The organism is Gordonibacter sp. RACS_AR49 (genome assembly GCF_030418435.1).
In the GTDB taxonomy this organism is placed as follows: Bacteria; Actinomycetota; Coriobacteriia; order Coriobacteriales; family Eggerthellaceae; genus Gordonibacter; species Gordonibacter urolithinfaciens.
In genome coordinates this window covers 85130-106096 of the sequence record NZ_JAIUDM010000003.1, presented here as the reverse complement: position 1 = coordinate 106096, position 20967 = coordinate 85130, and the positions used below count along the sequence as shown (strand labels likewise).

Annotated in this window: 20 protein-coding genes and 4 tRNA genes; 16 read left to right on the top strand and 8 right to left on the bottom strand. The window is 63.7% G+C overall.

Features of this window, described 5'->3' with window-relative positions; genetic code table 11:
- Positions 1-318: 318 nt before the first annotated feature.
- On the top strand, positions 319-501 hold the full coding sequence (locus LB310_RS08020; protein ID WP_015539795.1) for a hypothetical protein: 183 nt from the start codon (positions 319-321) through the stop codon (positions 499-501).
- A gap of 136 nt (positions 502-637) precedes the next feature.
- Here the strand turns inward: LB310_RS08020 and LB310_RS08015 are convergent, their stop codons facing one another.
- From LB310_RS08015 to LB310_RS08005, 3 genes are all read right to left on the bottom strand, one after another.
- Positions 638-1147: a DNA-deoxyinosine glycosylase gene (locus tag LB310_RS08015; protein ID WP_096226941.1), complete on the bottom strand. Its 510-nt coding sequence runs from the start codon at positions 1145-1147 to the stop codon at positions 638-640.
- A 14-nt stretch (positions 1148-1161) separates the two neighbouring features.
- Positions 1162-1674 carry a YbhB/YbcL family Raf kinase inhibitor-like protein gene (locus tag LB310_RS08010; RefSeq protein WP_096226940.1) on the bottom strand — a complete coding sequence of 171 codons (513 nt, stop codon included), beginning with the start codon at positions 1672-1674 and terminating at the stop codon, positions 1162-1164.
- A gap of 94 nt (positions 1675-1768) precedes the next feature.
- The gene (locus LB310_RS08005; protein ID WP_096226939.1) at positions 1769-2908 is read right to left on the bottom strand and encodes a C40 family peptidase; all 1140 of its coding nucleotides are present in this window, start codon (positions 2906-2908) and stop codon (positions 1769-1771) included.
- 675 nt (positions 2909-3583) lie between these two features.
- Here LB310_RS08005 and LB310_RS08000 point away from each other — a divergent pair.
- From LB310_RS08000 to LB310_RS07945, 12 genes are all read left to right on the top strand, one after another.
- A tRNA-Tyr gene (locus LB310_RS08000) sits at positions 3584-3668 on the top strand.
- Positions 3669-3675: 7 nt separating this feature from the next.
- Positions 3676-3751, top strand: a tRNA-Thr gene (locus LB310_RS07995).
- Positions 3752-3762: 11 nt separating this feature from the next.
- Positions 3763-3839: transfer RNA gene (locus LB310_RS07990), tRNA-Met, on the top strand.
- 87 nt (positions 3840-3926) lie between these two features.
- Entirely contained in the window at positions 3927-5129 is a 1203-nt protein-coding gene (gene tuf, locus LB310_RS07985; RefSeq protein ID WP_087191850.1) for an elongation factor Tu, read from the top strand.
- Positions 5130-5241: 112 nt separating this feature from the next.
- Positions 5242-5391: a 50S ribosomal protein L33 gene (gene rpmG, locus LB310_RS07980; protein ID WP_041239432.1), complete on the top strand. Its 150-nt coding sequence runs from the start codon at positions 5242-5244 to the stop codon at positions 5389-5391.
- A gap of 24 nt (positions 5392-5415) precedes the next feature.
- Positions 5416-5492: transfer RNA gene (locus LB310_RS07975), tRNA-Trp, on the top strand.
- Positions 5493-5612: 120 nt separating this feature from the next.
- The gene (gene secE / locus LB310_RS07970) at positions 5613-6050 is read left to right on the top strand and encodes a preprotein translocase subunit SecE (RefSeq protein WP_015539792.1); all 438 of its coding nucleotides are present in this window, start codon (positions 5613-5615) and stop codon (positions 6048-6050) included.
- A gap of 4 nt (positions 6051-6054) precedes the next feature.
- Positions 6055-6597, top strand: coding sequence for a transcription termination/antitermination protein NusG (gene nusG / locus LB310_RS07965; RefSeq protein WP_015539791.1), 543 nt, complete (start codon positions 6055-6057; stop codon positions 6595-6597).
- Between the two features lie 114 nt (positions 6598-6711).
- Positions 6712-7218 carry a 50S ribosomal protein L11 gene (rplK, locus tag LB310_RS07960; RefSeq protein WP_087191848.1) on the top strand — a complete coding sequence of 169 codons (507 nt, stop codon included), beginning with the start codon at positions 6712-6714 and terminating at the stop codon, positions 7216-7218.
- 114 nt (positions 7219-7332) lie between these two features.
- A complete protein-coding gene (rplA, locus tag LB310_RS07955; protein WP_301154874.1) occupies positions 7333-8043 on the top strand; it encodes a 50S ribosomal protein L1 in 711 nt (236 codons plus the stop codon).
- A 266-nt stretch (positions 8044-8309) separates the two neighbouring features.
- Positions 8310-9317, top strand: a complete 1008-nt coding sequence (locus LB310_RS07950; protein WP_301154873.1) for an SPFH domain-containing protein — start codon at positions 8310-8312, stop codon at positions 9315-9317.
- Positions 9318-9366: 49 nt separating this feature from the next.
- Positions 9367-9558 carry a hypothetical protein gene (locus LB310_RS07945; RefSeq protein WP_087191847.1) on the top strand — a complete coding sequence of 64 codons (192 nt, stop codon included), beginning with the start codon at positions 9367-9369 and terminating at the stop codon, positions 9556-9558.
- A gap of 129 nt (positions 9559-9687) precedes the next feature.
- On the opposite strand, the gene LB310_RS07940 is transcribed toward LB310_RS07945, so the two are convergent.
- Positions 9688-10998 (bottom strand): hypothetical protein, encoded by a 1311-nt coding sequence (locus tag LB310_RS07940; RefSeq protein WP_301154872.1) that lies wholly within the window; start codon positions 10996-10998, stop codon positions 9688-9690.
- 205 nt (positions 10999-11203) lie between these two features.
- On the opposite strand from LB310_RS07940, the gene map reads away from it, so the two are divergent.
- The gene (map, locus tag LB310_RS07935) at positions 11204-11974 is read left to right on the top strand and encodes a type I methionyl aminopeptidase (RefSeq protein ID WP_087192241.1); all 771 of its coding nucleotides are present in this window, start codon (positions 11204-11206) and stop codon (positions 11972-11974) included.
- Here map and LB310_RS07930 read toward each other — a convergent pair.
- Entirely contained in the window at positions 11971-12327 is a 357-nt protein-coding gene (locus LB310_RS07930; protein ID WP_301154871.1) for a DUF1648 domain-containing protein, read from the bottom strand. The two genes, map and LB310_RS07930, sit on opposite strands and share 4 nt — an antisense overlap.
- 57 nt (positions 12328-12384) lie before the next feature.
- On the bottom strand, positions 12385-13674 hold the full coding sequence (locus LB310_RS07925; protein WP_301154870.1) for a carboxylate--amine ligase: 1290 nt from the start codon (positions 13672-13674) through the stop codon (positions 12385-12387).
- A 418-nt stretch (positions 13675-14092) separates the two neighbouring features.
- Between LB310_RS07925 and asnB the strand changes: the two genes are divergently transcribed.
- Positions 14093-16054, top strand: a complete 1962-nt coding sequence (asnB, locus tag LB310_RS07920; RefSeq protein WP_278806162.1) for an asparagine synthase (glutamine-hydrolyzing) — start codon at positions 14093-14095, stop codon at positions 16052-16054.
- A gap of 1 nt (position 16055) precedes the next feature.
- On the opposite strand, the gene LB310_RS07915 is transcribed toward asnB, so the two are convergent.
- Together LB310_RS07915 and LB310_RS07910 are read right to left on the bottom strand one after the other, a co-directional pair.
- Positions 16056-17834, bottom strand: a complete 1779-nt coding sequence (locus tag LB310_RS07915; RefSeq protein WP_301154869.1) for a vWA domain-containing protein — start codon at positions 17832-17834, stop codon at positions 16056-16058.
- Positions 17835-17838: 4 nt separating this feature from the next.
- Positions 17839-19263, bottom strand: coding sequence for an AAA family ATPase (locus LB310_RS07910; protein WP_301154868.1), 1425 nt, complete (start codon positions 19261-19263; stop codon positions 17839-17841).
- Positions 19264-19581: 318 nt separating this feature from the next.
- On the opposite strand from LB310_RS07910, the gene LB310_RS07905 reads away from it, so the two are divergent.
- A complete protein-coding gene (locus tag LB310_RS07905; protein WP_278806158.1) occupies positions 19582-20940 on the top strand; it encodes a trigger factor in 1359 nt (452 codons plus the stop codon).
- Positions 20941-20967: the final 27 nt, after the last annotated feature.

The following is a 20967-nucleotide window of genomic DNA, read 5'->3' as shown; positions in this document are numbered from 1 at the left end:
CGATTGCGTCGGGACGCGGATTTCCCGCGTGAACGTGCGGGAAGGTAGGGGCAGGCAGCGGGGGCCTCGGGAGGAAGCGCGTCCGCGGGAGGTTCGGCTTGAGGCGGCTGATGGGGAGGGAAGTAGGTCACGAGGCAGCAATTGGCTGCAAGAACGGCGCCGCGTAGCGGGCGACGGCAGGGCAACCCGGCGGAAACCGCCGTGTCGCAACTGCAGGGACTCCGGGTGCGCCGGGCGCACGTCGCCTACGATGCGGCTGACGTTACCCGGACGGCCGACGGCGCGCCGCGCTGCCGGCCCGGCGAAAGGAGGCAGGACATGCCCATACCCGACCCTCGCGGCAACGAGAAGAAGGAGACGTACATCTCCCGCTGCATGGAGCACATCACCCGCTATGAGAAGGACAAATGGCCCGACCAGGACCAACGCGCCGCAATCTGCTATTCCACCTGGGATCGCTGGCAGAAGGACCACGGCCATCCCGAGAAGGCGGAGAAGTAGCTGCGTTCGCAGGCGACCACGCCTGTCTGCCGCCGTCCCGCATCGGCCGCCTCCCGCGCGACTGGGCGCGGGAGGCGGTGGTACGACTGTCGGAACGTCCGCCGACCCGCGGTTGCGCAGGCCAACGCGCCGGGGCTCAGGCGCTTCGGCGCAGCGCGTCCCGGAGCGGCCGGTACGCCTCCACGAGGTCGGCCAGGCGCATGCGGGCGTTCGCGGGGCTCGTGGAGGGCAAGCCCACGTGCGGCACGCCCGGAAGCATGCCTGCACAGAAGCGCCGGTAGAGCCCCGTCGCCTTCGAGCCCGTGGTGAACACGGCTTCGAGCGGCGCGGCCAAGCCGATGCGCGAGAGGTCGTTCGGGCGGGCATTGGAAATGGAGGCATCGGAGGCGCCCTCGATGGTGCACGAGGCCAGCACGTCCCACAGCGCGACGCGCCGCTCCAACATGAACGCCGCGCGTGCCTCGTTGCCGAGGGGCTCCGGCTCTTCGAACAGCGCGGCCATCACCTTCCAGAAGCGGTTCTGCGGATGCGCGTAGTAGAAGCCCGCCTCGCGCGACTTCGGCGACGGCATCGTGCCCAGCACGAGCACGCGCGACCGGGCATCGAAGATCGGTTCCAACGGGTGCTCGATATGCGTCGGCTCCATGGCGGCGCGTCCCGCTAGGCGCGGCTCGGCAGCTCGAGCGAGGTCTCGGCCAGCACGTGGCCGCGGATGGCGCGGCGGAACTCGTTTAGGTAGTATCCCTCGGCCAGGTCCAGCTCGCAGTCGAGCGCATACACGGTCAGCGTGTAATCGTGCGTCTTGTCAGGCGGGTACGGCCCGGCGTAGCGGTGGATGATGCGCGGGTCGGTATGCGAACCTGCCAGCGGCGACCAGTCGCTGTTCGATCCCTGCACGCACGGCACGGCACCCGAGGCGCTCGCGTTCTCGGGTATGAGGCGCGTTTCGGCGGGGAAGTTGCAGGCTATCCAATGTATCCAGCAGAAGCCGCCCACGGGGATGGCGTCCCAGTCCAGGAACGTGAGCGCCAGGGATCGCGTGCCCTCGGGCACGTCGTCTATCGACAGGGGGAACGATACGCACGGGTGCCCGTCCAGCATCGCGTCGGCCGGCGCGTGCTTGCCGTACCGGTCGGGGAGGAGGCCGTTTTCCAGGCTCACGGAGATGTTCATGCCGCATGCTCCTTTCGCGGGGAGTGAAGTGCCCCTATTATACAAAAGGAGGGCCCGAGGCCCTCCTTGCGAAACCAGGTTGAAACGGTGCGGCCTAGAACTGCAGCGCGCAGGTGAAGTCGGCCCACGACAGCGGGTCCGTGTCGCGCACGTACGCGTTGAAGGTGGGGGCGTGCACATAATGCGACCCGCCGTAGCTCACCGCGATGCCCACGTGGCCGGGGCGGTACAGCACGTCGCCCGGGCGCGCCTCGGAAATGGGCACGCGGTTCTTCGCGCAGGCGTACAGCGACTCGGTGTAATGGGGGAGCGAGACGCCCACCTGCAGGTACGCCCAGCGCACGAGCCCGGAACAGTCGAACGCGTTCGGGCCTTCGGCGGCCCATACGTACGGGCAGCCGATGCGGCTCATGGCGTAGTCCACGACGGAGCCGTAGTTGCCCACGGAGCCGCCACCGCCACCGCCGCCGCCGTTGTTGTAGACGGGGGGCACGTACGTATTGTTGCTGTTGCTGCTCGGCGCATTGTAGCCATTGTTGTTGTTCTGCGCCTGGCGGGCGGCCTCTTCGGCCGCGGCCTGCTCGGCTGCGGCACGCGCGGCGGCTGCCTGCTCTTCGGCGAGCAGCGCCTGCGCCTCGGCGTCCAGGGAGTTCACCAGCTCGGTGGCCTGGGCGACCTTCGCCTCGGCCTCGGTTTGGATGACCTTCGCCTCGGCGGCCTTGTCGGCGGCGATCTTCTCTTGGCGGGCGTACTCGTCCTTCGACGCCTGCAGCTCCTCGCGCAGGGTCTTCGTCTCGTCGACCATCTGGCCGTCGTTCTCGTTCATCTTGTTCAGCAGGTCCCAGTTCTGCGTGAACTCCTCGAACGAGGTCGCGCCCATGACAAAATCGAGGAAGTTCGACGAACCGGAGCGGTACATGCTGCGCGCACGCGTTCCCAGCTTGTCCTGAAGATCGGCGATCTTTCCGTTGGCTTCATCGATTTTGACCTGCTCGGCTTCCATGGCAGCCTGAGCAACCTCTTGCGCGTCGAGCGCCTGCTTGTAACTGTCGGCGGCGGCTTCGAGATCCGCCTGAAGGCCGACGAGCTGGTTGCGGACGGCGTCCGCCTCGGCTTGCTTCTCCGCAGCCGTCGCCGCGAATGCGGTCGTCGGAGCTACGATCGATGCGGCACCGAGCATGACGGCACCGCCAATGAACGCTCGCCTGCTGAGTCCGTTTGTATGCTCTCTCATTCGAAGACCTCCTGAATTGAGCACGTAGTATGTGTGGGCAAAAGCAGTGCGCATCATAACACGTTTGCGCAGATGGACAAAAATTGTTGTGAACGCGTTTCATAAACCCAGATCAACGATGGGGGTTTTCCAAGCCGAGGACGCGCAACCGTTCCGAGGACGTCAAACGAAGGCAAACAAGCCGTGGAACAGGGGAAATAGATGACCACAACGTATAGGGAAGCATGACCTATATATAGTAGGGAACCGGTTGCCCAACCAGCAAGGGCGAACCCGCGGCAGTCGCCAGGACGTTGCGCGCCCTATGCGAGGATGCATCCGCACCAAATGACTGGCGCGGCCTCATGTCCGGCAGTACGGCCCTTCTTCCGTCGTTCTCCGCATCATACCGCGCAAAATGGATGCAGAGGCCTTACTCTATAAATATAGATGGGCCTTCGGCAAAACGATGACGCTCCCGCCTCGGGAAATTTTTTTACGCCGCATAGGGCGGGGGAGGAGGGGGACCGCAAGCGTTTCCCCACGAAAAAGGAGGAATCGTGGAGACACGCCCGGGGGCGTGTAGGTAGTTGACACGCTGGTGATCCTAGCGTATTATTCATCTGCTCGCGCGTTCGGAACTACCGAAACACGCGGCAGGCAGCTTGATAAATACACATGAATTGAGCGAAACAGGGGCGTGTGCCCGAGTGGTTAAAGGGGACGGGCTGTAAACCCGTTAGCTATGCTTACCTAGGTTCGAATCCTAGCGCGCCCACCATCTAATCGCCTGTGTAGCTCAGCAGGTAGAGCACTTCCTTGGTAAGGAAGAGGTCGTCGGTTCAAGTCCGATCGCAGGCTCCATTTTCTAACATGGCGGTGTAGCTCAGTTGGTTAGAGCACACGGTTCATACCCGTGGCGTCACTGGTTCAAATCCAGTCACCGCTACCATTTTGATTATTCCGCGTCCGTTTCCGGGCGCGTCATTATTTTGTTTTGACTTTCGCGCAAGCGAAACCTTGATAAGGAGGATGAAACATGGCTAAGGAGAAGTTCGAGCGTTCCAAGCCGCATGTTAACATCGGCACCATCGGCCACGTTGACCACGGCAAGACCACGCTCACGGCCGCCATTTCCAAGACGCTGTCCGAGAACGACGGCAGCCACGGCTCCGCCCGCGCCGACTTCACGGCCTTCGAGAACATCGACAAGGCTCCCGAGGAGCGCGAGCGCGGCATCACGATCTCCATCGCCCACATCGAGTACGAGACGGATTCCCGCCACTACGCTCACGTCGACTGCCCCGGCCACGCCGACTACGTGAAGAACATGATCACGGGCGCGGCCCAGATGGACGGCGCCATCCTCGTTATCGCCGCCACCGACGGCCCGATGGCCCAGACCCGCGAGCACATCCTGCTCGCCCGTCAGGTCGGCGTTCCCTACATCGTCGTGTTCCTGAACAAGTGCGACATGGTGGACGACGAGGAGCTCATCGAGCTCGTCGAGATGGAAGTTCGCGAGCTGCTCGACAGCTACGAGTTCCCGGGCGACGACACCCCGATCATCCGCGGCTCCGCTCTGAAGGCCCTCGAGGGCGACAAGGAGTGGCAGGAGAAGGTTTGGGAGCTCATGGACGCGGTGGATTCCTACATCCCCACGCCGGAGCGCATGGTCGACAAGCCGTTCCTGATGGCCGTCGAGGACACCATGACCATCACCGGCCGCGGCACCGTTGCCACCGGCCGTGTGGAGCGCGGCACGCTCCATGTGAACGACCCGCTGGAGATCATCGGCATCAAGGAGACCCAGAACACGGTCTGCACCGGTATCGAGATGTTCCGCAAGCTGCTCGACGAGGCCCAGGCCGGCGACAACATCGGCTGCCTGCTCCGCGGCATCAAGCGCGAGGAGATCGTGCGCGGCCAGGTTCTCTGCAAGCCCGGTAGCGTGACCCCGCACACCGAGTTCGAGGGCCAGGTCTACATCCTGACGAAGGAAGAGGGCGGCCGCCACACGCCGTTCTTCGATGGCTACCGTCCGCAGTTCTACTTCCGCACGACGGACGTGACGGGCGTTGCCCACCTTCCCGAGGGCACCGAGATGGTCATGCCGGGCGACAACGTGGAGATCAAGGGCGAGCTCATTCACCCGATCGCCATGGAAGAGGGCCTGCGCTTCGCTATCCGCGAGGGTGGCCGCACCGTTGGCTCCGGCCGCGTGACGAAGATCATCAAGTAACACCGCTTCACCAGTAACGCGGGGTCCGCTCCGGCGGGCCCCGCCCTTGAGAATTCATGTGTATGCCGATTACGTTATCAAGCTCGACACGTAAGCGATAAGAGGAGAATTCATGCGCACGTTGGTCACTTTGGCCTGCACTGATTGCAAGCGCCGCAATTACACGACCAAGAAGAACAAGCAGAACAATCCTGATCGCATCGAGTTGAAGAAGTACTGCAAGTGGTGCGGTCATCACACGACGCACAAAGAGACTCGATAGCGTTATCAGGGTAGGACAAGCAATAGGCCAGTAGCTCCAATTGGTAGAGCGGCGGTCTCCAAAACCGCATGTTGGGGGTTCGAGTCCCTCCTGGCCTGCCAGCTTGTTAATTTTGAGCAGCTTGCATTCAGGTTGCTTGTTCGAGCAGCTTGGAATCAGGCTGCTTGTTTGGCGTTTAGACGGATAACGATTTTCCCGGTTTTCTCGGGCGAAGGAACCAGATGGCGAAGAAATCGAAAACACAGCGCGCAAAGGCCTCGGCCGCACGCGCCGCACGAAAGGCGCAGGCCCTCGAGGCCGAGAGCGCCGCAGTCGAGGCGAAGGATATCGCCGAGGCCGATGCCGCCGCGGAACCCAAGAAGCGGTTTTTCAAGAAAGCCGACAAGGCCGAGACCCCTGCCGCCAACAAGCAGGACAAGGGCAAGATAGAGAAGAAAGCCGAGAAGAAGGTCGAGAGCAAGCCCAAGAAGCGTCGTTTCGGCTTCCTCAAGGACGTGCGTGCCGAGATGAAGCGCGTGACGTGGCCCACGAAGAAGGACGTGCTCCGCTGGAGCGTCGTCGTCGTGGCCGCGCTGCTGTTCTTCGGCGTGTACGTGGCTCTTCTCGACAACGTCATCATCACACCGGTTCTCGTGGGCATCTCGAGTTTGGGGGCTTAAGGACATGTCGAAGAAATGGTACGTCCTGCACACCTACTCGGGCTATGAGAACAAGGTGAAGAAGAACCTCGAGACGCGTATCGAGACCATGGGCCTCGAGAACAACGTGTTCGCCATCGAGATCCCCACCGAGATGGTGACGGAAATCAAAGAGGGCGGGCGCCGCGTCGAGAGCGAGAAGAAGGTGTTCCCGGGCTATGTGCTCGTCCGCATGGAGCTTGACGACCGCAGCTGGGCGGCCGTGCGCAACACGCCGGGCGTCACGGGTTTCGTGGGCAGCCAGGGCAACCCGGCTCCGCTGACCCGCGACGAGTACAACAAGATCATGGGCATGCGCTCGGACAAAAACCGTCCCGGCACGCCGAAGAAGACGTCCTCCTCCATCGAGGTGGGGCAGTCCGTCAAAGTGGTTTCCGGACCGTTGGCGGAGTTCGACGGCGTGGTCTCGGAGGTGTCCCCCGATGCCGGCAAGGTGAAGGTGCTCGTGTCGATCTTCGGGCGCGAGACTCCCGTGGAGCTCTCGTTCGACCAGATCGCCAAGATTTAGCGAACATCGGCGGCGTCGCGTGCCCGCGTGGACCGGGGCTTCTCATTCGACATATGCCGCTGTGTTGATAGATTGATTTTCGAAACGTTATGATCAGCTGAAAGGGTAGTTATCATGGCTGAAAAGAAGCAAACCGGCTTTATCAAGCTGCAGATCCCCGCGGGTGCCGCGAACCCGGCTCCTCCGGTCGGCCCGGCGCTGGGCGCCCAGGGCGTCAACATCATGCAGTTCTGCCAGGCGTTCAACGCCCAGACGCAGGACCAGTCCGGCACCATCATCCCGGTCGAGATCACGGTGTACGAGGACAAGTCGTTCACGTTCGTGTGCAAGACTCCGCCGGCGGCCATCCTCATCAAGGAGAAGCTGGGCATCAAGAGCGGCGCGGGCATCCCGCACATGCAGTCCGTGGGCACCCTCACCGAGGACCAGCTCCGCGAGATCGCCGAGATCAAGCTGCCGGACCTCAACGCCAACACGATCGAGGCCGCCATGGAGATCATCGCCGGCACGGCTCGTTCCATGGGCGTGCGCATCGAGGGCCGCGAGATGAAGATCAAGTACGTGCCTTCCAAGAAGGTTGCCGCCATGCTGCAGGGCAAGACGCTTGAGGACGAGGACTAGTCCTTCGGCGAACCAAAGCGCAAATGCGGCCGTCCGACCGGGCGGCCGTTTGAGCGATAAAAGGCAGTGGAAGGGCGCGTCGTGCGCCCGCTACGAACCACGAAAGGAACCAACATGACGAAATTGTCCAAGAACTACCGCGCTGCGATCGAGAAGATCGGCGAGGAGGCCTACGCGCCGCTGGCGGCCATGAACCTGGTGAAGGAAGTCTCCACCGCCAAGTTCGACGAGACGGTGACGGTCGACTTCCGCCTGGGCATCGATACCCGCCAGGCCGACCAGCAGCTCCGCGGCACCGTGAGCCTGCCGAACGGCTCGGGCAAGACGGTCCGCGTGGCCGTGTTCGCCGAGGGCGAGGCTGCCCGCGCTGCCGAGGAGGCCGGCGCCGACATCGTGGGCTCCGACGAGCTCATGCAGCAGATCCAGGCCGGCGAGTTCAACTTCGACGCCGCCGTGGCCACGCCCGACCAGATGGGCAAGGTCGGCCGCCTCGGCAAGATCCTCGGCCCCCGCGGCCTCATGCCGAACCCGAAGCTCGGTACCGTCACCAACGACGTGGCGAAGGCCATCAACGAGCTCAAGGGCGGCCGCGTCGAGTACCGTGCCGACCGTTACGGCATCGCGCACGTCATCATCGGCAAGGTCAGCTTCACGGCCGAGCAGCTCGCCGAGAACTACGGTGCCGTGTACGACGAGATCATCCGCATGAAGCCGGCTGCGGCCAAGGGCAAGTACGTGAAGTCCGTCACCGTGTCCGCTACGATGACGCCGGGCGTGTCCGTCGACTCCGGCGTGACCCGCAACTACACGGAGGCTGGCGAGTAATCGAGCGCACGAAGCCGAACGCTTGAAAAGAAGGGAGTCCGCAAGGGCTCCCTTCTTTTATGCCTGTAAACGAACAAATGTTTCACGTGAAACATTGTATATGAAAAAGAGGATTCGGCGGGGTTCGACGCCGGTCTTTCTCGCGGGCATTTGCTCGCGCTCTCGCCAATGCGATCTCAATGTGATATCATATTCGTATCACCTTTGTTCGATGAGGGTGCGGGCGGGCGCATAGGGCGCCTTGTTCGGGAGAGAAAGGAACCGTCATGTCCGATAAGACCGCGCGTGCGACCGGCGGCGCGTCCGTCGAGAAAACCATCCACGCAAGGAGCGGCTGGCCCCTTCTGCTGCTCACGTTCGTTCTCGCAGCCGCGTGCGTCGCCTGCATCGTGGCCGGGGTGACCATGCTGCCGCCCGAAGACATGCCCCTCGCCACGCCGGCCCACACGATGGGCGTGGTGCTGTTGGTCGTGGGCATCGTCGTGCTCTGCGTGGGGCCCCTGTTGATGCTCATGGGCTTCTTTACCATCCAGCCGAACCAGGCGCGCGTGCTCATCCTGTTCGGCGACTACAAGGGCACCGTGCGCGACGAGGGCTTCCATTGGGCGAACCCGTTCTACTCACGCTCGGCCGGCAGCACCGTCGATGCGCGCACCGGGAAGAGCACGCCGCTGTCCACGAAGGTCTCGCTGCGCGCCCGCACGTACAACGGAGAACACCTAAAAGTGAACGACAAGTGCGGCAACCCCATCGAGATAGCCGACGTCATCGTCTGGCGCGTCGAGAACACGGCGAAGGCCCTGTTCGACGTGGACGACTACAACTCCTACGTGCACACGCAGAGCGAGACGGCGCTGCGTCACGTGGCCACCACCTATGCCTACGACCAGATGCCCGGCGAGATCGAGGGCGAGATAACGCTGCGCAGCAACATCGAGGAGGTGTCGGCCGCCCTCAAGGAGGAGCTGGCCGTGCGCCTGGAGAAGGCCGGCGTGGTTATCGACGATGCGCGCCTCACGCACCTGGCCTACGCGCCGGAGATCGCCCAGGCGATGCTGCGCCGCCAGCAGGCGGACGCCGTGATAGCCGCGCGCGAGAAGATCGTGCAGGGCGCCGTGGGCATGGTGGAGATGGCGCTGGGCGAGCTGTCGCGCAAGAACGTGGTAGACTTGGACGACGAGCGCAAGGCCGCCATGGTGTCGAACCTCATGGTGGTGCTGTGCGGCGAGTCCGATGCCCAGCCCGTGCTGAACACGGGGACGCTGTACCAGTAGGGAAGGGCGGGCGGCCCGTGCGTTTGCCGGGGCGCCCACAGTGTGAGACATGGCGAAACGCAAACAATACCCGCTGCGCGTCGACCCGGCTCTCTGGGAGGCCGTCGAGCGCTGGGCTGCGGACGACCTGCGCAGCGTGAACGCGCAGGTGGAGTTCATCCTGCGCCGCGCGCTAAAGGATGCCGGGCGGCTGAAGCCGCCGGGCGGCGCGGACGGGGGAGAAGGCCGGGAAGAGGCGTAGGGCAAGGGCTCTGCCCTTGTCGCCGCCTGAGGGCGAGTCCGGCCCGACGGCAAGGGAAGAGCCCTTGCCCAACAGAAAACAGGGCGCCCGGTGGGCGCCCTGTTCGCTTGCTGACGGTGGGTGGTGCGCTTACGCGAGCACGGCCTCGCGCTCTTCCTTGGCCTGCTTCTCGACTTCGTGAGCCTTCTCGCCGTAGCCCTGCACGCGGGCGAGCTTGGTGTCGTCCTTCTTGCGGCTGCGAAGCTCCGGGATGGGGCTCTCGGCGTCCTCGGAGCGGTAGTCCTCGCCGTCTCGCTCGATGAGCTGGCGCACGGCCTCATGGCTCGGCACGTCCTGGACGCGGCCGTTGACCGTGTCGTTCCACTCGAAGAAGCGGAAGTCGCTCGGCACGTCGTCGATGTCGACGAGCTCCTCGTCCTGCGCGGTGAGGGTGACCTGCTCGGCCAGGACCTGGCGGACGTAGTCCTTCGTGGGATGGAAGTCCAGAAGCTCGGGGAACTCGCCGGCGGGAATGATCTGCTGCCACTCGGTGCCCTCGTACTTCTTCAGCAGATCGCTCGCCATGGCCAGGTGCATGCACTCCTGCTCGAAGTGCATCTCCCACATCTTCTTGACACGGGCGTCCACCTCGGTCTCGTAGAACGAGTAGTACAGGTAGCATTCCTGGTACTCGTGCCACAGCAGCATCTCGAGCCAGCTCATGGACGGGTCGATGAGCGAGCCGTAGTGCGTCACGTGCTGTTCCTCCACCATGCCGATCTCCTGGTAGAGGTCGCGGCCGGGGCCCTCGGGCACCGTGTTGCCCAGGTTCATGTAGAAGTTCATCGTCTGCTGCTCGCCTGCAGTGAGGATGAGCGCGCCGAGCGTGGTGCGGATATCGCCGGTCTTGGAGTTGCGCGGCATGCGCACGGAGTCGAACGGGTGGCGATGGTGCGCTATGGTCGGGCGGCCCGGGGTGATCTCGATCGTGTCTCGCACGAGCTTGTGCGCGGGGATGTCCTCGTCGAACTTGAGCTGGTCGGCGTAGCGGTACAGGTGGTCGAAGTCCTCGAGCAAGGCGAAGTCCATGCAGGACTTGGCGTACTCGTCGGGCTCGTGCATGGCGAGCCACGCCGTGAGGTCGACCGCCAGCTGCTCGTAACCGATGGTGAGCTCGAGCGTGGATTCGTTGCTCGGGCTCATCCAGTTGATGCGCTTCTGCTGCTCCTGCTCCATGCGACGGCATAGGGCCAGGTCGCGACGCAGGTCGTTGTTCTCGCAGTGTCGGTTGAAGTTGTGGCCGAACATAACCGCCTCAACCTCGATGCCGTTCATGAGGATGATGCGCGCCTTGGTGTAAGGGTCGGCTTCGAGCTTGTCGTAGGGCTTGACGGCGAGCTGCTTCCAGTTGGGGACCATCTCCATCAACGACTTCTTCGGCTTCTGCTCAAACGGGTTCATAGAGCCTCCTTCTTTGCTGGTACGGTGCGCTCCGGCTCGTCGGCGCGGACGCGGATTCCCCTCCATGCTAGAGGGGCGCGCAGGCGGTCCAGGGGGCGTGCGGGCGGGCGTTTTCCGAGCGTGGAGGATGCGTAACGGGGTGGAAAGGGAGTGCTATACTGGTCGGCAGCAAACGGACGCGACGTGCGGAAGGTGTGGGCGAGGCATGATCATCAGGAAGTCACCGGCCGAGATAGAGGCCATGAAGGAGGCGGGCCGCGTATCGGCCAAGGTGCTGCGAGAGGTGGGGGCGCGCGTGCGGCCTGGCGTGTCCACGCTTGAGCTGGACGAGCTGGCCGAGGCGCTCATCCGCGCGGAGGGCGGCATCCCCGCGTTCAAGGGCTACGGCGGGTTCCCCGGCTCCATCTGCGCTTCCGTGAACGAGCAGATCGTCCACGGCATCCCGTCGGCGGGCGTCGTGCTGCAGGACGGCGACATCATCTCCATCGACACGGGTGCCATCGTGGACGGCTGGGTGGGCGACAACGCCTGGACCTATGCCGTCGGCCGCATCTCGCCGGAGAAGCAGCGCCTGCTGGACGTGACGGAGAAGTGCATGTGGGCCGGCCTTGAGGCGGCGCGTCCCGGCAACCACCTGGGGGATATCGGGCATGCGGTGCAGAGCATCGCCGAGGCCGAGGGCTTCGGCGTGGTGCGCGAGTACGTGGGGCACGGCATCGGCCGCGACATGCACGAGGATCCGAACGTGCCGAACTTCGGCCATCGCCACACGGGCGTGAAGCTGGAGGCCGGCATGGTGCTGGCCATCGAGCCCATGATCAACCTGGGTACCTACAAGACGCGCCAGATGCCGGATGGCTGGCTGGTGTGCACGCGCGACGGGCTTCCCTCCGCCCACTTCGAGAAGACGGTCGCCATCACCGAGGACGGGCCTGTGGTGCTCACCTGCGAGGAGGGGCACCGGCGCCCGGTTTAGCCCGCGAGGACGCCGCGGCCGAACGAGAGCACGATACCGGCGTAGATGACGGTTTCGATCATGCCGAGTACCAGGAAAAGGACTCTGAGGTTGTGGGGGTCGTCGATGCCGTGCACGAGCCCTTTGGCGAAGAGCGCCTCCGCCTTCCAGGAGGCGAGCATCAAGAGGAGGTTGGGAAGGGCCAAGAGGCACGCTATGCGCAGCAGCTCGTACTTGGAGCCATAGCGGTCGATCGTGCCGTCAGGGCCGATGTGCATCGCGACGGTGTCCGGCAGCGAGCCCAAGGATGCTGCCGCCACGGCGAGCGGCGCGATGCACAGAGCCAGCCAGACTGCCCATTGCCAAGCCTTCATTCCCGCCCCTTCTCTCTGCAACCTCTCGAAAGAGGATAGCCCCGCTTGGGAGGTCCCCTATTTCAGCTGCTTGCCGTTCGTGTCCCAGTAGAAGCGCTTGAACTTGGGGATCTGATTCACGTGCATGACGCGCGCCCAGAAGTTGTGTGCGAGCGAGTCGGGCGCGTAGTGCAGCGGGTAGGGCTCGGGCGTGCGGCGCAGCACGTCGAGAGCCTGCTGCAGGCGCGCTCGGTTCTCCATGGAGCGGTCGAGCACGTAGCGCGGCACGCAGGAGTAGACGAAGGGGTCGTACGCCTCGCGGTACTCGATGGTCTCACCCAGGATGAACTCGCGCACGATGAGCTCCACGAAATTCTGGCCGCCCAGGCTCATATAGTACGTGTTGCGGCCGCAGCGCGTGTTCACCTCGAAGAAGCGGAAGCTCCCGTCCCGTTCGTCGTACTTGATGTCGAAGTTCGCGAAGCCACGGTAGCCGACTTCCTTGAGGAAGCGCCGCGCGCCGTCGATGATAGCCTGCTCCCGCTCGCCCATGATGCAGAGCGGGTTGCCGAGCGCGGTGGGGTCGTGGTCCTGCAGGCACACGACGCCGCCGGACACCACGCGCAGCTCGCCCGACGCGTCCGAGAATGTGGTGAGCGTGCGGATGGCATCGTCGCCGCCGGGGATGAAGTCCTGCAGCACCAGCTCGTTATTGTAGTCCGACGTGCGGATGCTGCGCCAGACTTGCGCCAGCTCCTCGGGGCTCTCTATCTCGTAGATCTTGCGCCAGCCCTCGATGGTCGCGCTTTGGAATTGCGCCGAGTTCGACGGCTTCGCGATGAGCGGGTAGGGGAAGTCGTGCACCGGCAGCTCCTCGGGGCCGTCCGGGCCGCACGAGAAGTACCACGTGCGCGGGTAGGGGATGTCCAGCTGCTCGCACAGCTCGTAGAAGCGGCGCTTCTGCGTGATGTCGTCGAGCAGGGCGAAGTCGAGGTAGGGCACCGTGTAGCCGGCGGCCTCGAGGCGCGGCTTGCCCGACGAGAGCATGCGCGCGTGACAGTCGTCGCAGCCAAGCACGAGCAGCACGCGCTCGGGGTCTGCCGCGCGCACCTCGGCGGCCACGCCCTCGAGCGCGTCGTAGAGGCCCTCCGGGTCGTGGACGTTCGGCTCCAGGCGGTAGTCGGTGAAGCGGCTGGTCGAGAGCATCTTGATGTCGTGCGCGGCCAGCACGATGGTGCGCTCCACGCCGTAGGCGCGGTGCAGCTCGCGCACGTAGCTGTACGCGAGGATGTCGCCGCCCACCACGACGGGCTGCAAGCGGCGCGCCACGTCGGCGGCGGAGGCGATGCGGAGGTTCTGCGCGGTCATGTGGTCTCCTTGTGTGTTCTTCTCGACCGCTCATTATCCCATATCTTGATCGCTCGGCGCCTTGACATCGAAAACCCATCCTTCTGCCAAAAAACGGCCGGTTTGGCAATCGACGCGCTCTTTTCGGCCGGTTTTCAAGGCTGTGATTTTCCGTTTCGCCTGGTCGCAGAAAAAGCAACCGAGGATTCCGCTTTTCGGAATTGCCAAACCGTGCATTTTTTGGCAGAAAACCCCCGATCGATGCGTCAAATGTGCCGGCACCCGCGAGGTTCGTCGTCCGGCGCGTGGCTGGCCGATCGAACAGCTGGTCGGGCAGCGCATTCTCCTTGCCGGTTTCGTGGAAACCATCCGGGGCGGGAGAGGTTGCCGTATCATATGAGATTCACAGCATCGTCACGTGAACAGGAGAACCAGTCACATGTGCGGATTCGTGGGATTCACCGCGGTCGACTACGACCGGGAGGCCAACCAGGCCATCGTCAAGGACATGGCCGACCGCATCGCCCACCGCGGGCCCGACGACGAGGGCTTCTTCGTGGACGACGACATCGCGATGGGCTTTCGCCGCCTGTCGATCATCGACCTCGAAGGCTCCCGCCAGCCCATGCAGAACACCGACGGCACCGTGACCGTCACGTTCAACGGCGAGATCTACAACTTCCAGGAGCTGCGCGCCGAGCTCGAGGCGATGGGCTACACGTTCGTCACGAACGGCGACACGGAGACCATCGTCCACGGCTACGAGGCGTGGGGCACGGACGTGTTCGAGAAGCTGCGCGGCATGTTCGCCATCGCCATCTGGGACGCGCCGAAGAAGCGCCTCGTGTGCGCGCGCGACCTCTTCGGCATCAAGCCGTTCTACTACCAGCACGACGGTGGCCGCCTGATCTACGGCAGCGAGATCAAGGCGTTCCTCGCGCATCCCGCGTTCAAGAAGGAGCTCAACCGCGAGCAGCTGCCGCAGTATTTGTGCTTCGAGTACATGAACGACTCGCAGACCATGTTCAAAGACGTGCACAAGCTGCTGCCCGGCCACTTCATGGTGCTCGAGGGCGGCGAGCTGCGCACTGAGTGCTTCTACCACATCACGTACAAGATCGACGATTCGAAATCGCTCGACGAGTGGGCCGACGTCATCGTGCGCGCGTTCGACGAATCGGTGGCGGCGCACGAGATCGCCGACGTGGAGATAGGCAGCTTCCTGTCGGGCGGCATCGACAGTTCGTTGGCCGCGTACTGCATGGGGCAGCACGCGCCGGACATCAAGACGTTCTCGGTGGGCTACGACATCGGCTGCGAGGACAAGCTGGCCGAGATCGCCGCGCAGTCCGACTTCGAGATCAAGCTGAACGAGCTGGAGGACGCCGAAGAGTTCGCGAAGTGGGCCAACCTGCCGAACTGGCAGGTGAAGGTGGACGCGCAGGAGTTCCTCGACATCGTGCCCACCGAGCAGTACCACATGGACGAGCCCCTGGGCGCGCCGAGCGCCATCCCGCTCTTCTTCGTGAGCCGCCTGGCGCGCGAGCAGGTGAAGGTGGTGCAGTCGGGCGAGGGCGCCGACGAGCTGTTCGGCGGGTACTGGATCTACCACGACCAGTTCGAGTTCGGCAAGTACTTCCGCGTGCCGCGCCCCCTGCGCGCCGCCGCGGGCGCGGTGGCCGAGAAGCTGCCGCCGTTCCACGGGCGCCGCTTCGCCATGCGCGGGTCGGGCGGCCCCGAGAAAAGCTACCAGCGCGCGAGCATGAACTACATGTGGGACGAGATCCCCAACGTGCTGCGCGATTACGACGGTCCCTGCAAGCCGTGGGAATGGTGCAAGCCGCACTTCGACGAGGCGGCGAAGCAGGACATCGACATCATCACGCAGACGCAGTACGTTGACATGGTGAGCTACATGCCCTTCGACATCTGCCTCAAGGCCGACAAGATGTCCATGTCGCAGTCGCTCGAGCTGCGCGTGCCGTTCTTGGACAAGAAGGTGCTCGACGTGGCGCTGCAGCTGCCCACCGCGTGCCGCGTGGACGACGAGCACGCCAAATACGCGCTGCGCGTGGCCGCGAGCAAGCTGGGCTTCCAGAAGAAGGTGGCGAACATGCCGAAGCAGCCGTTCATCACGCCGCTCACGGTGTGGCTGCAGACCGACCTCTACTACGACCGCATCAAGGAGGCATTCACGAGCGAGGCTGCGCACGAGTTCTTCAACGTGGATTACCTCGTGCAGATGCTCGACGACCACAAGTCGGCCGACTTCTCCACGGTGGAGGGCCGCGGTAAGCTCAAGATGATGCGCATCTGGAACATCTACTGCTTCCTGTGCTGGTACGAGGTGTTCTTCGGGAAGTCGAGCGAGAAGCTGGCGCCGAAGACGAAGGTGGCGTAGCCTATCGGGCGTCGAGGGAGTCGTCCGGGCGCTCAAGCTGCCGGGCCAAGACGAGGTGCAGCTTCTCGGGGAGCAGGGCAGGATCCTGGATCGTCTCGAAGTTGCCCGTCAGGGGCAGTCCATTGAACGCGCCGATGTTGATGTGCGCGAGGTAAACGTTGGGCGGCAACCCCATCGCGCATTTTCTGGCCTGCAGGCCGTCGGCAAATAGGCCGTCGCCCACCACCAGGCATACGATGTTGCGTGTCGGTTCGGCAGCGGCGCGGGCCTGCACCTGCTTGAGTGCTGCGGTGATCAGGGTTTGCTCGCTCGTGGGGTTGTTGACCAGGTTGAAGGCAAAGCGCTTGCGCTCATGATCATGGGTGAACTCCAGGGGCGTCAGCTCTGCCCAGCCTTCGCCGAAGGCAAGCAGCTGGGTGCGTATATCCACCGCACCCTGCTGCTGATCGCGCGCGGCAAGCTGTAGTGCCCGATCGATGCCTTCGACAAGGCAAACCGCCAGTGCACCGGCGCTGCTGGCATTTTTTCCTGTCATTGAGATGCTCACGTCAAGCAGCACGTATATATCCATGCCGTGAAACTGCCTGTTCTGTGGGCGGCTGCGCCGCTGCCGCTTCTGCCAGATCGCATTCTCGCAACCGGACTCGAGTTGGAGATGGGCTTGCACGAGCGTGCTGGGATGCATGCGGGTGCCGCTGCGGGTAAGTCGGGCGCGGTAGCGGAAAACGCCCAACTGCTCCTGCGGAGTGGCTATGCGCACGAGAACCTCGGCAATGCGCTCGATGGTGTCGTGATAGCGCTCTGCCGTGCGTTCGTAGGACGCCCGGCCATCGTCGAGGAACGCCATGGCTTTCGCTTCGGCGGACATGCTGGGCAGGCTGAGGCTGGGCGTCTTGCCCGCCTCGACGGGTGCTTCGTTGTTGTCGGCGATCAGCTGGTCGATATTACCTTCGTTCACCGTGGCGAGCGACGCCTGGATGAACTCGGTTTCGTTAGCCTCTTGGCGCAGCGCGTTCTCGTCGTTGGCGGCATCTTTGGAAGCGCCGTAGGATTGCTCGTTGTCGTAGAGGTGCACCAGGTCGTAAAAGCTCAATGCCTCCTCATCCAACTTTATCATGCGTGCGAACAGCGGCGTTATCAGGCGCGCTGCCTGGTTGTGGCGGGCGCTGTAGGACAGGCTCTCGTCGAACAGGAGGCGCTCGAGTGCGGCAACGCGCGGGTCCATGGCGGCGGCGGTGCCCAGGCATTCGACGATGAGCGGCGAGACGACCACGTTGGGCTGGTCTTCGAAAAGGTAGAGGCGCAGGGTGCGCATAATCTGGATGTGTAGAGGCTCGCTCGCCATCACATGGGCCGCCGCGCGCGAGAGGTAGGCTTCGAAGTGCAGCTTGGCAAAGGGAATGCGGCTGATCATGCGCGCATACGCTGCCATATCGTCGATGCACGTCTGCAGGTAGCGTTGCGCGGGGGACGACAGGTTGTTTTGGTAGTCGAAGCGCTGGCGCCAGTCGTCGAGCAGGAAATCCTGCGCACGGGTTGCCACGAAGCAGGCAACCATGGTGTCGACTTCGCCAAGGGCGATGGTGCCGCGCACGCCATAACGCTTACGCGCGGCAATGTCCTCGTTGAGCTCGTGGTTTACCAGCAGGTCGATGCCGCTGCGGGTAAGCCGGCATCCGGTTTTGCCCTCGGCGCTCACGCAAACCGTGGCGGTGCGGAGCCCGCTGATTGCCGCAACGTGCTCGACCGTGCGCTTCACCTGTTCAACACGGGTGGCCATGGGTTCAGCCAACCGGGCTTAGGTCGATGCCCACCAGCAGGGCGGCTTGCCGCGCTAGGCTGGCGTTATGGTTCGATCCTGCTTGGTCAAGGGTGCGCAGCAGCTTGTCGATGAGGTAGAGGTCAAGGTGGCGTCCGGGCAGGTTTCCTCCTGCGCTGTCCTGGACGGCGCGATTGAGGGCGCGCGGCGTGATGCAGTCGGTCAGCAAAGGGGCGGTGTCTTCGCGCACGATGCTGCCAGCTTGGTCTTTCTCAAGCGAGATGGCCGCGTCTTTCGCCGGCACGGCATAGAGGTGCTCGGTCAAGGTGGCAAGATGCACCAAGGCGTTCAGCAGGTCGCGGTCGAGATGGCGGCTGAAAACCCCGTCGGCATCGACCGCCTCGCAGAGGGCGAGCCGCATCAGGGAGGGGCTGGGACGGCGCAGGGGATCCCGATCAAGGTCGGGATAGGTTCGCTCGATGACCTCAAAGCGGTCGCGGATGGCGGGGTCTAGGACCTCGCGGTGCCGATATCGCGCCGATGCTTCGTTGGCGGTGGCGAACACGGTGAATCCGGGCTGTACTACCAGGTCGATGCCCTCTTCCTGCAAAAACACCGATTCGCCGGGGCCCTTGAGAAGGATGTCCTGCAAACGCGCGATGATCGCCTGATCGCCGAAGTTGATTTCGTCGAGCAGCAGTGGAACGCCGGCGCGCATGGCGCGGGGAAGGGCTCCTTCCTCGAACACGAACGTATTGCGGGGGGCATCGTGAACCATCTTCCCTACCAGCTCGTCGCTCATCATGTCGCCCTTGACCGAGACGATGAGCGGCTCGGTGCCGTAGAGGCGCATGACGAACTTCGCCAATTGGGTTTTCGCTATGCCTTTGTCGCCGACGAGGAGGGTGGGGCGCGCCGAGAGGGCGTTGCCGACCAGCGTATCGATGTCCTGTATCATCTCGCGGTCGAACAGCAGGCCGTAGCGCCGTATGGTCTCGCGGTCGTGCAGCGCTTGGGCGCGCTCGGCTATGTCGGCCCGCGCGTTGCTGCGCGCGGCTTTCAGGTCTTTGCGCGCACGGGAGATATCCTTCTCGTAGCAGGCCAGCTCGACATCGGTGAAGGCGCGGCCGGCCTTGGCGGCATCGACCATCGTCTGCCACAAAGCCAGATGCGCATCGAGCTGGCGTTCGTGAAGCTCCGCGAGCGCGTAGGTTGCCAGGATGTCGTCTTCTTGCTGCTGGTAGTCGAGGTACTGCAAAACCGCGTCCTGCATGAGCTTTTGGGGAATCAAGCCCTCTTCGCCCAACGGAATTATCTGCTTGCGCACTTCGGGCACGATGGTCCCGTCTTCCTCGAAAAGCATGAAGCGCCCTTCTCCGTCTTGGGGGATGGTAATCCCGTATGACTGCAGGGCGGGAATATAGTGTTTGGCGAGGTTTTCAAACCGCATGATCCCCCTCGTTTCCTGGTCGGTATGGCTCGTGCTTTCACCCTAGCGCCCACCCGGGGCGACTTCATGCGCTCGAAAGGGTGAAATGATAGGGTGAAACACGGGGCGAAATGAACGTGATCAGGCGATACGTTTCCTTCTTGGACTCTGAAGAAAAGAAGGATGGTTGCGGGCATTCGATCTCGCCCTGTCTCTCACCCTGTCAAACCACCCGGGTAGTAGCTGTACGGAGGGGTGAGAGGGGTTCACTATCGTCGAAAGCGCACTGCGGGGATGGTTTGCGGTGTCGGCATGATGGCGCACAAGGAGGATGAAAGCATGGAGATCCGGGTTGAGGGCAGGCGTGTTGAGGACGAGTCGGTAACGCTGACGGTGCGCGTGGCTGCAAGCGAGCTGGAGTCGCTCGAGCGCGGCGCCTGCTTGGTGGTGGCCCAGCGAAACAACATCGATCTGGGCCGCAACGAGACGGCACGCCAGCTGCTCGAGAGCGCGCTTGGCGTATCCGAGGCGGCGTCGCTGGTGACGCAAACCATGAAGAACTTCGTCGCACCGTTTGCCCTGTCATCGGAAAGCGAAGACTACTCGGTGGTGGGCGCGCCAATCTTCGATGCCGATCGCAGATTGGAAGCCGAAGGGGATTTAGTCTTCGATGCAACGTGGACGCGCCTCGGCGCCGTGACGCTTTCCTCCTACGAACCCCTTGAGCTGGCGGTTCCGCCCGTTTCGGTGAGCGAGGCCGAAATCGATGCGCGGATGGAGGAAGTGGCGCAGACCTACACCGGCGTCGAACCCGATGAGAGCCGCACCCAGGTTGCCGAGGGCGATGTGGTGCAGATATCGATGGACTGCCTGAAGGACGGAGAGCGCTTCGAGCAGCTGTGCTTCGCCAACCGCTTGTACCGAGCGGGCTCGGGGCAGATGCCGGATGGCTTCGACGAGGCGCTTGCCCATGCGCCCGTGGGCAGCATGGTGCACGTCGATTTCCTGCTGCCGACGCGCGAGGAGCTCGATGGGACGCTTTCGGGTCCTTCTGTGTGCGCGGAGGTGAAAGTGGAGGCTATCATGCGCGAGGTGGCCTGCGTGCTGAACGACGACTTCATCTCCCAGAGCATTCCCGGCGCCAGCAGCGTGGTTGAACTGCGGGAGCTGTCCCGCAAGGAGCTTGAGCGGCAAAAGGCGGAGCAGATGCGCCATTACCGCAACTTCCTCGCGGCGGGCGAGCTTGCCAAGCGCATCGAGGGCTACCTTCCCGATGCGGCCTACGATGCCGTGGCCGACCAGATGATGGATTCGCTGTACGAGCAGGCCCGCGCCCAGCATACGACGGTCGACGAGCTTCTGAGCGCGCAAGGCTCGAGCGAGGAGGAGTACCGCATGATGGTGCTTATGCAGGCACGCGCCCAGCTGCGCCAGGGGGCTGCGCTCGACGCGTGGGCCAGGTATCGCGGCCTTGAGATAACCGACGCCGACGTCGATGCGTTCTTCGCCTCTTCGGCGCAGGGCCGGGGCGCCCAGATGCGCGAAGAGGTTGAAAGCGGCGGCTATCTTTACCTGGCGCGCGAGGGTGCCTTGCGCCTCAAGGCAAGCGAGGATCTGGTGGCGTGCTCCACGTTGATTGAAGATGCTTCTCTGCAAATGCCGGCAGGGTCTGCTCCGGCGGTAGGAAAAGTAGCATAATGGCAGGGTGGATACCGGCAGCGCACG

Coding starts and splice junctions, on each gene's coding strand:
- LB310_RS08020 (WP_015539795.1), top strand. CDS start 319: ATGCCCATACCCGACCCTCGCGGCAACGAGAAGAAGGAGACGTACATC.
- LB310_RS08015 (WP_096226941.1), bottom strand. CDS start 1,147: ATGGAGCCGACGCATATCGAGCACCCGTTGGAACCGATCTTCGATGCC.
- LB310_RS08010 (WP_096226940.1), bottom strand. CDS start 1,674: ATGAACATCTCCGTGAGCCTGGAAAACGGCCTCCTCCCCGACCGGTAC.
- LB310_RS08005 (WP_096226939.1), bottom strand. CDS start 2,908: ATGAGAGAGCATACAAACGGACTCAGCAGGCGAGCGTTCATTGGCGGT.
- tuf (WP_087191850.1), top strand. CDS start 3,927: ATGGCTAAGGAGAAGTTCGAGCGTTCCAAGCCGCATGTTAACATCGGC.
- rpmG (WP_041239432.1), top strand. CDS start 5,242: ATGCGCACGTTGGTCACTTTGGCCTGCACTGATTGCAAGCGCCGCAAT.
- secE (WP_015539792.1), top strand. CDS start 5,613: ATGGCGAAGAAATCGAAAACACAGCGCGCAAAGGCCTCGGCCGCACGC.
- nusG (WP_015539791.1), top strand. CDS start 6,055: ATGTCGAAGAAATGGTACGTCCTGCACACCTACTCGGGCTATGAGAAC.
- rplK (WP_087191848.1), top strand. CDS start 6,712: ATGGCTGAAAAGAAGCAAACCGGCTTTATCAAGCTGCAGATCCCCGCG.
- rplA (WP_301154874.1), top strand. CDS start 7,333: ATGACGAAATTGTCCAAGAACTACCGCGCTGCGATCGAGAAGATCGGC.
- LB310_RS07950 (WP_301154873.1), top strand. CDS start 8,310: ATGTCCGATAAGACCGCGCGTGCGACCGGCGGCGCGTCCGTCGAGAAA.
- LB310_RS07945 (WP_087191847.1), top strand. CDS start 9,367: ATGGCGAAACGCAAACAATACCCGCTGCGCGTCGACCCGGCTCTCTGG.
- LB310_RS07940 (WP_301154872.1), bottom strand. CDS start 10,998: ATGAACCCGTTTGAGCAGAAGCCGAAGAAGTCGTTGATGGAGATGGTC.
- map (WP_087192241.1), top strand. CDS start 11,204: ATGATCATCAGGAAGTCACCGGCCGAGATAGAGGCCATGAAGGAGGCG.
- LB310_RS07930 (WP_301154871.1), bottom strand. CDS start 12,327: ATGAAGGCTTGGCAATGGGCAGTCTGGCTGGCTCTGTGCATCGCGCCG.
- LB310_RS07925 (WP_301154870.1), bottom strand. CDS start 13,674: ATGACCGCGCAGAACCTCCGCATCGCCTCCGCCGCCGACGTGGCGCGC.
- asnB (WP_278806162.1), top strand. CDS start 14,093: ATGTGCGGATTCGTGGGATTCACCGCGGTCGACTACGACCGGGAGGCC.
- LB310_RS07915 (WP_301154869.1), bottom strand. CDS start 17,834: ATGGCCACCCGTGTTGAACAGGTGAAGCGCACGGTCGAGCACGTTGCG.
- LB310_RS07910 (WP_301154868.1), bottom strand. CDS start 19,263: ATGCGGTTTGAAAACCTCGCCAAACACTATATTCCCGCCCTGCAGTCA.
- LB310_RS07905 (WP_278806158.1), top strand. CDS start 19,582: ATGGAGATCCGGGTTGAGGGCAGGCGTGTTGAGGACGAGTCGGTAACG.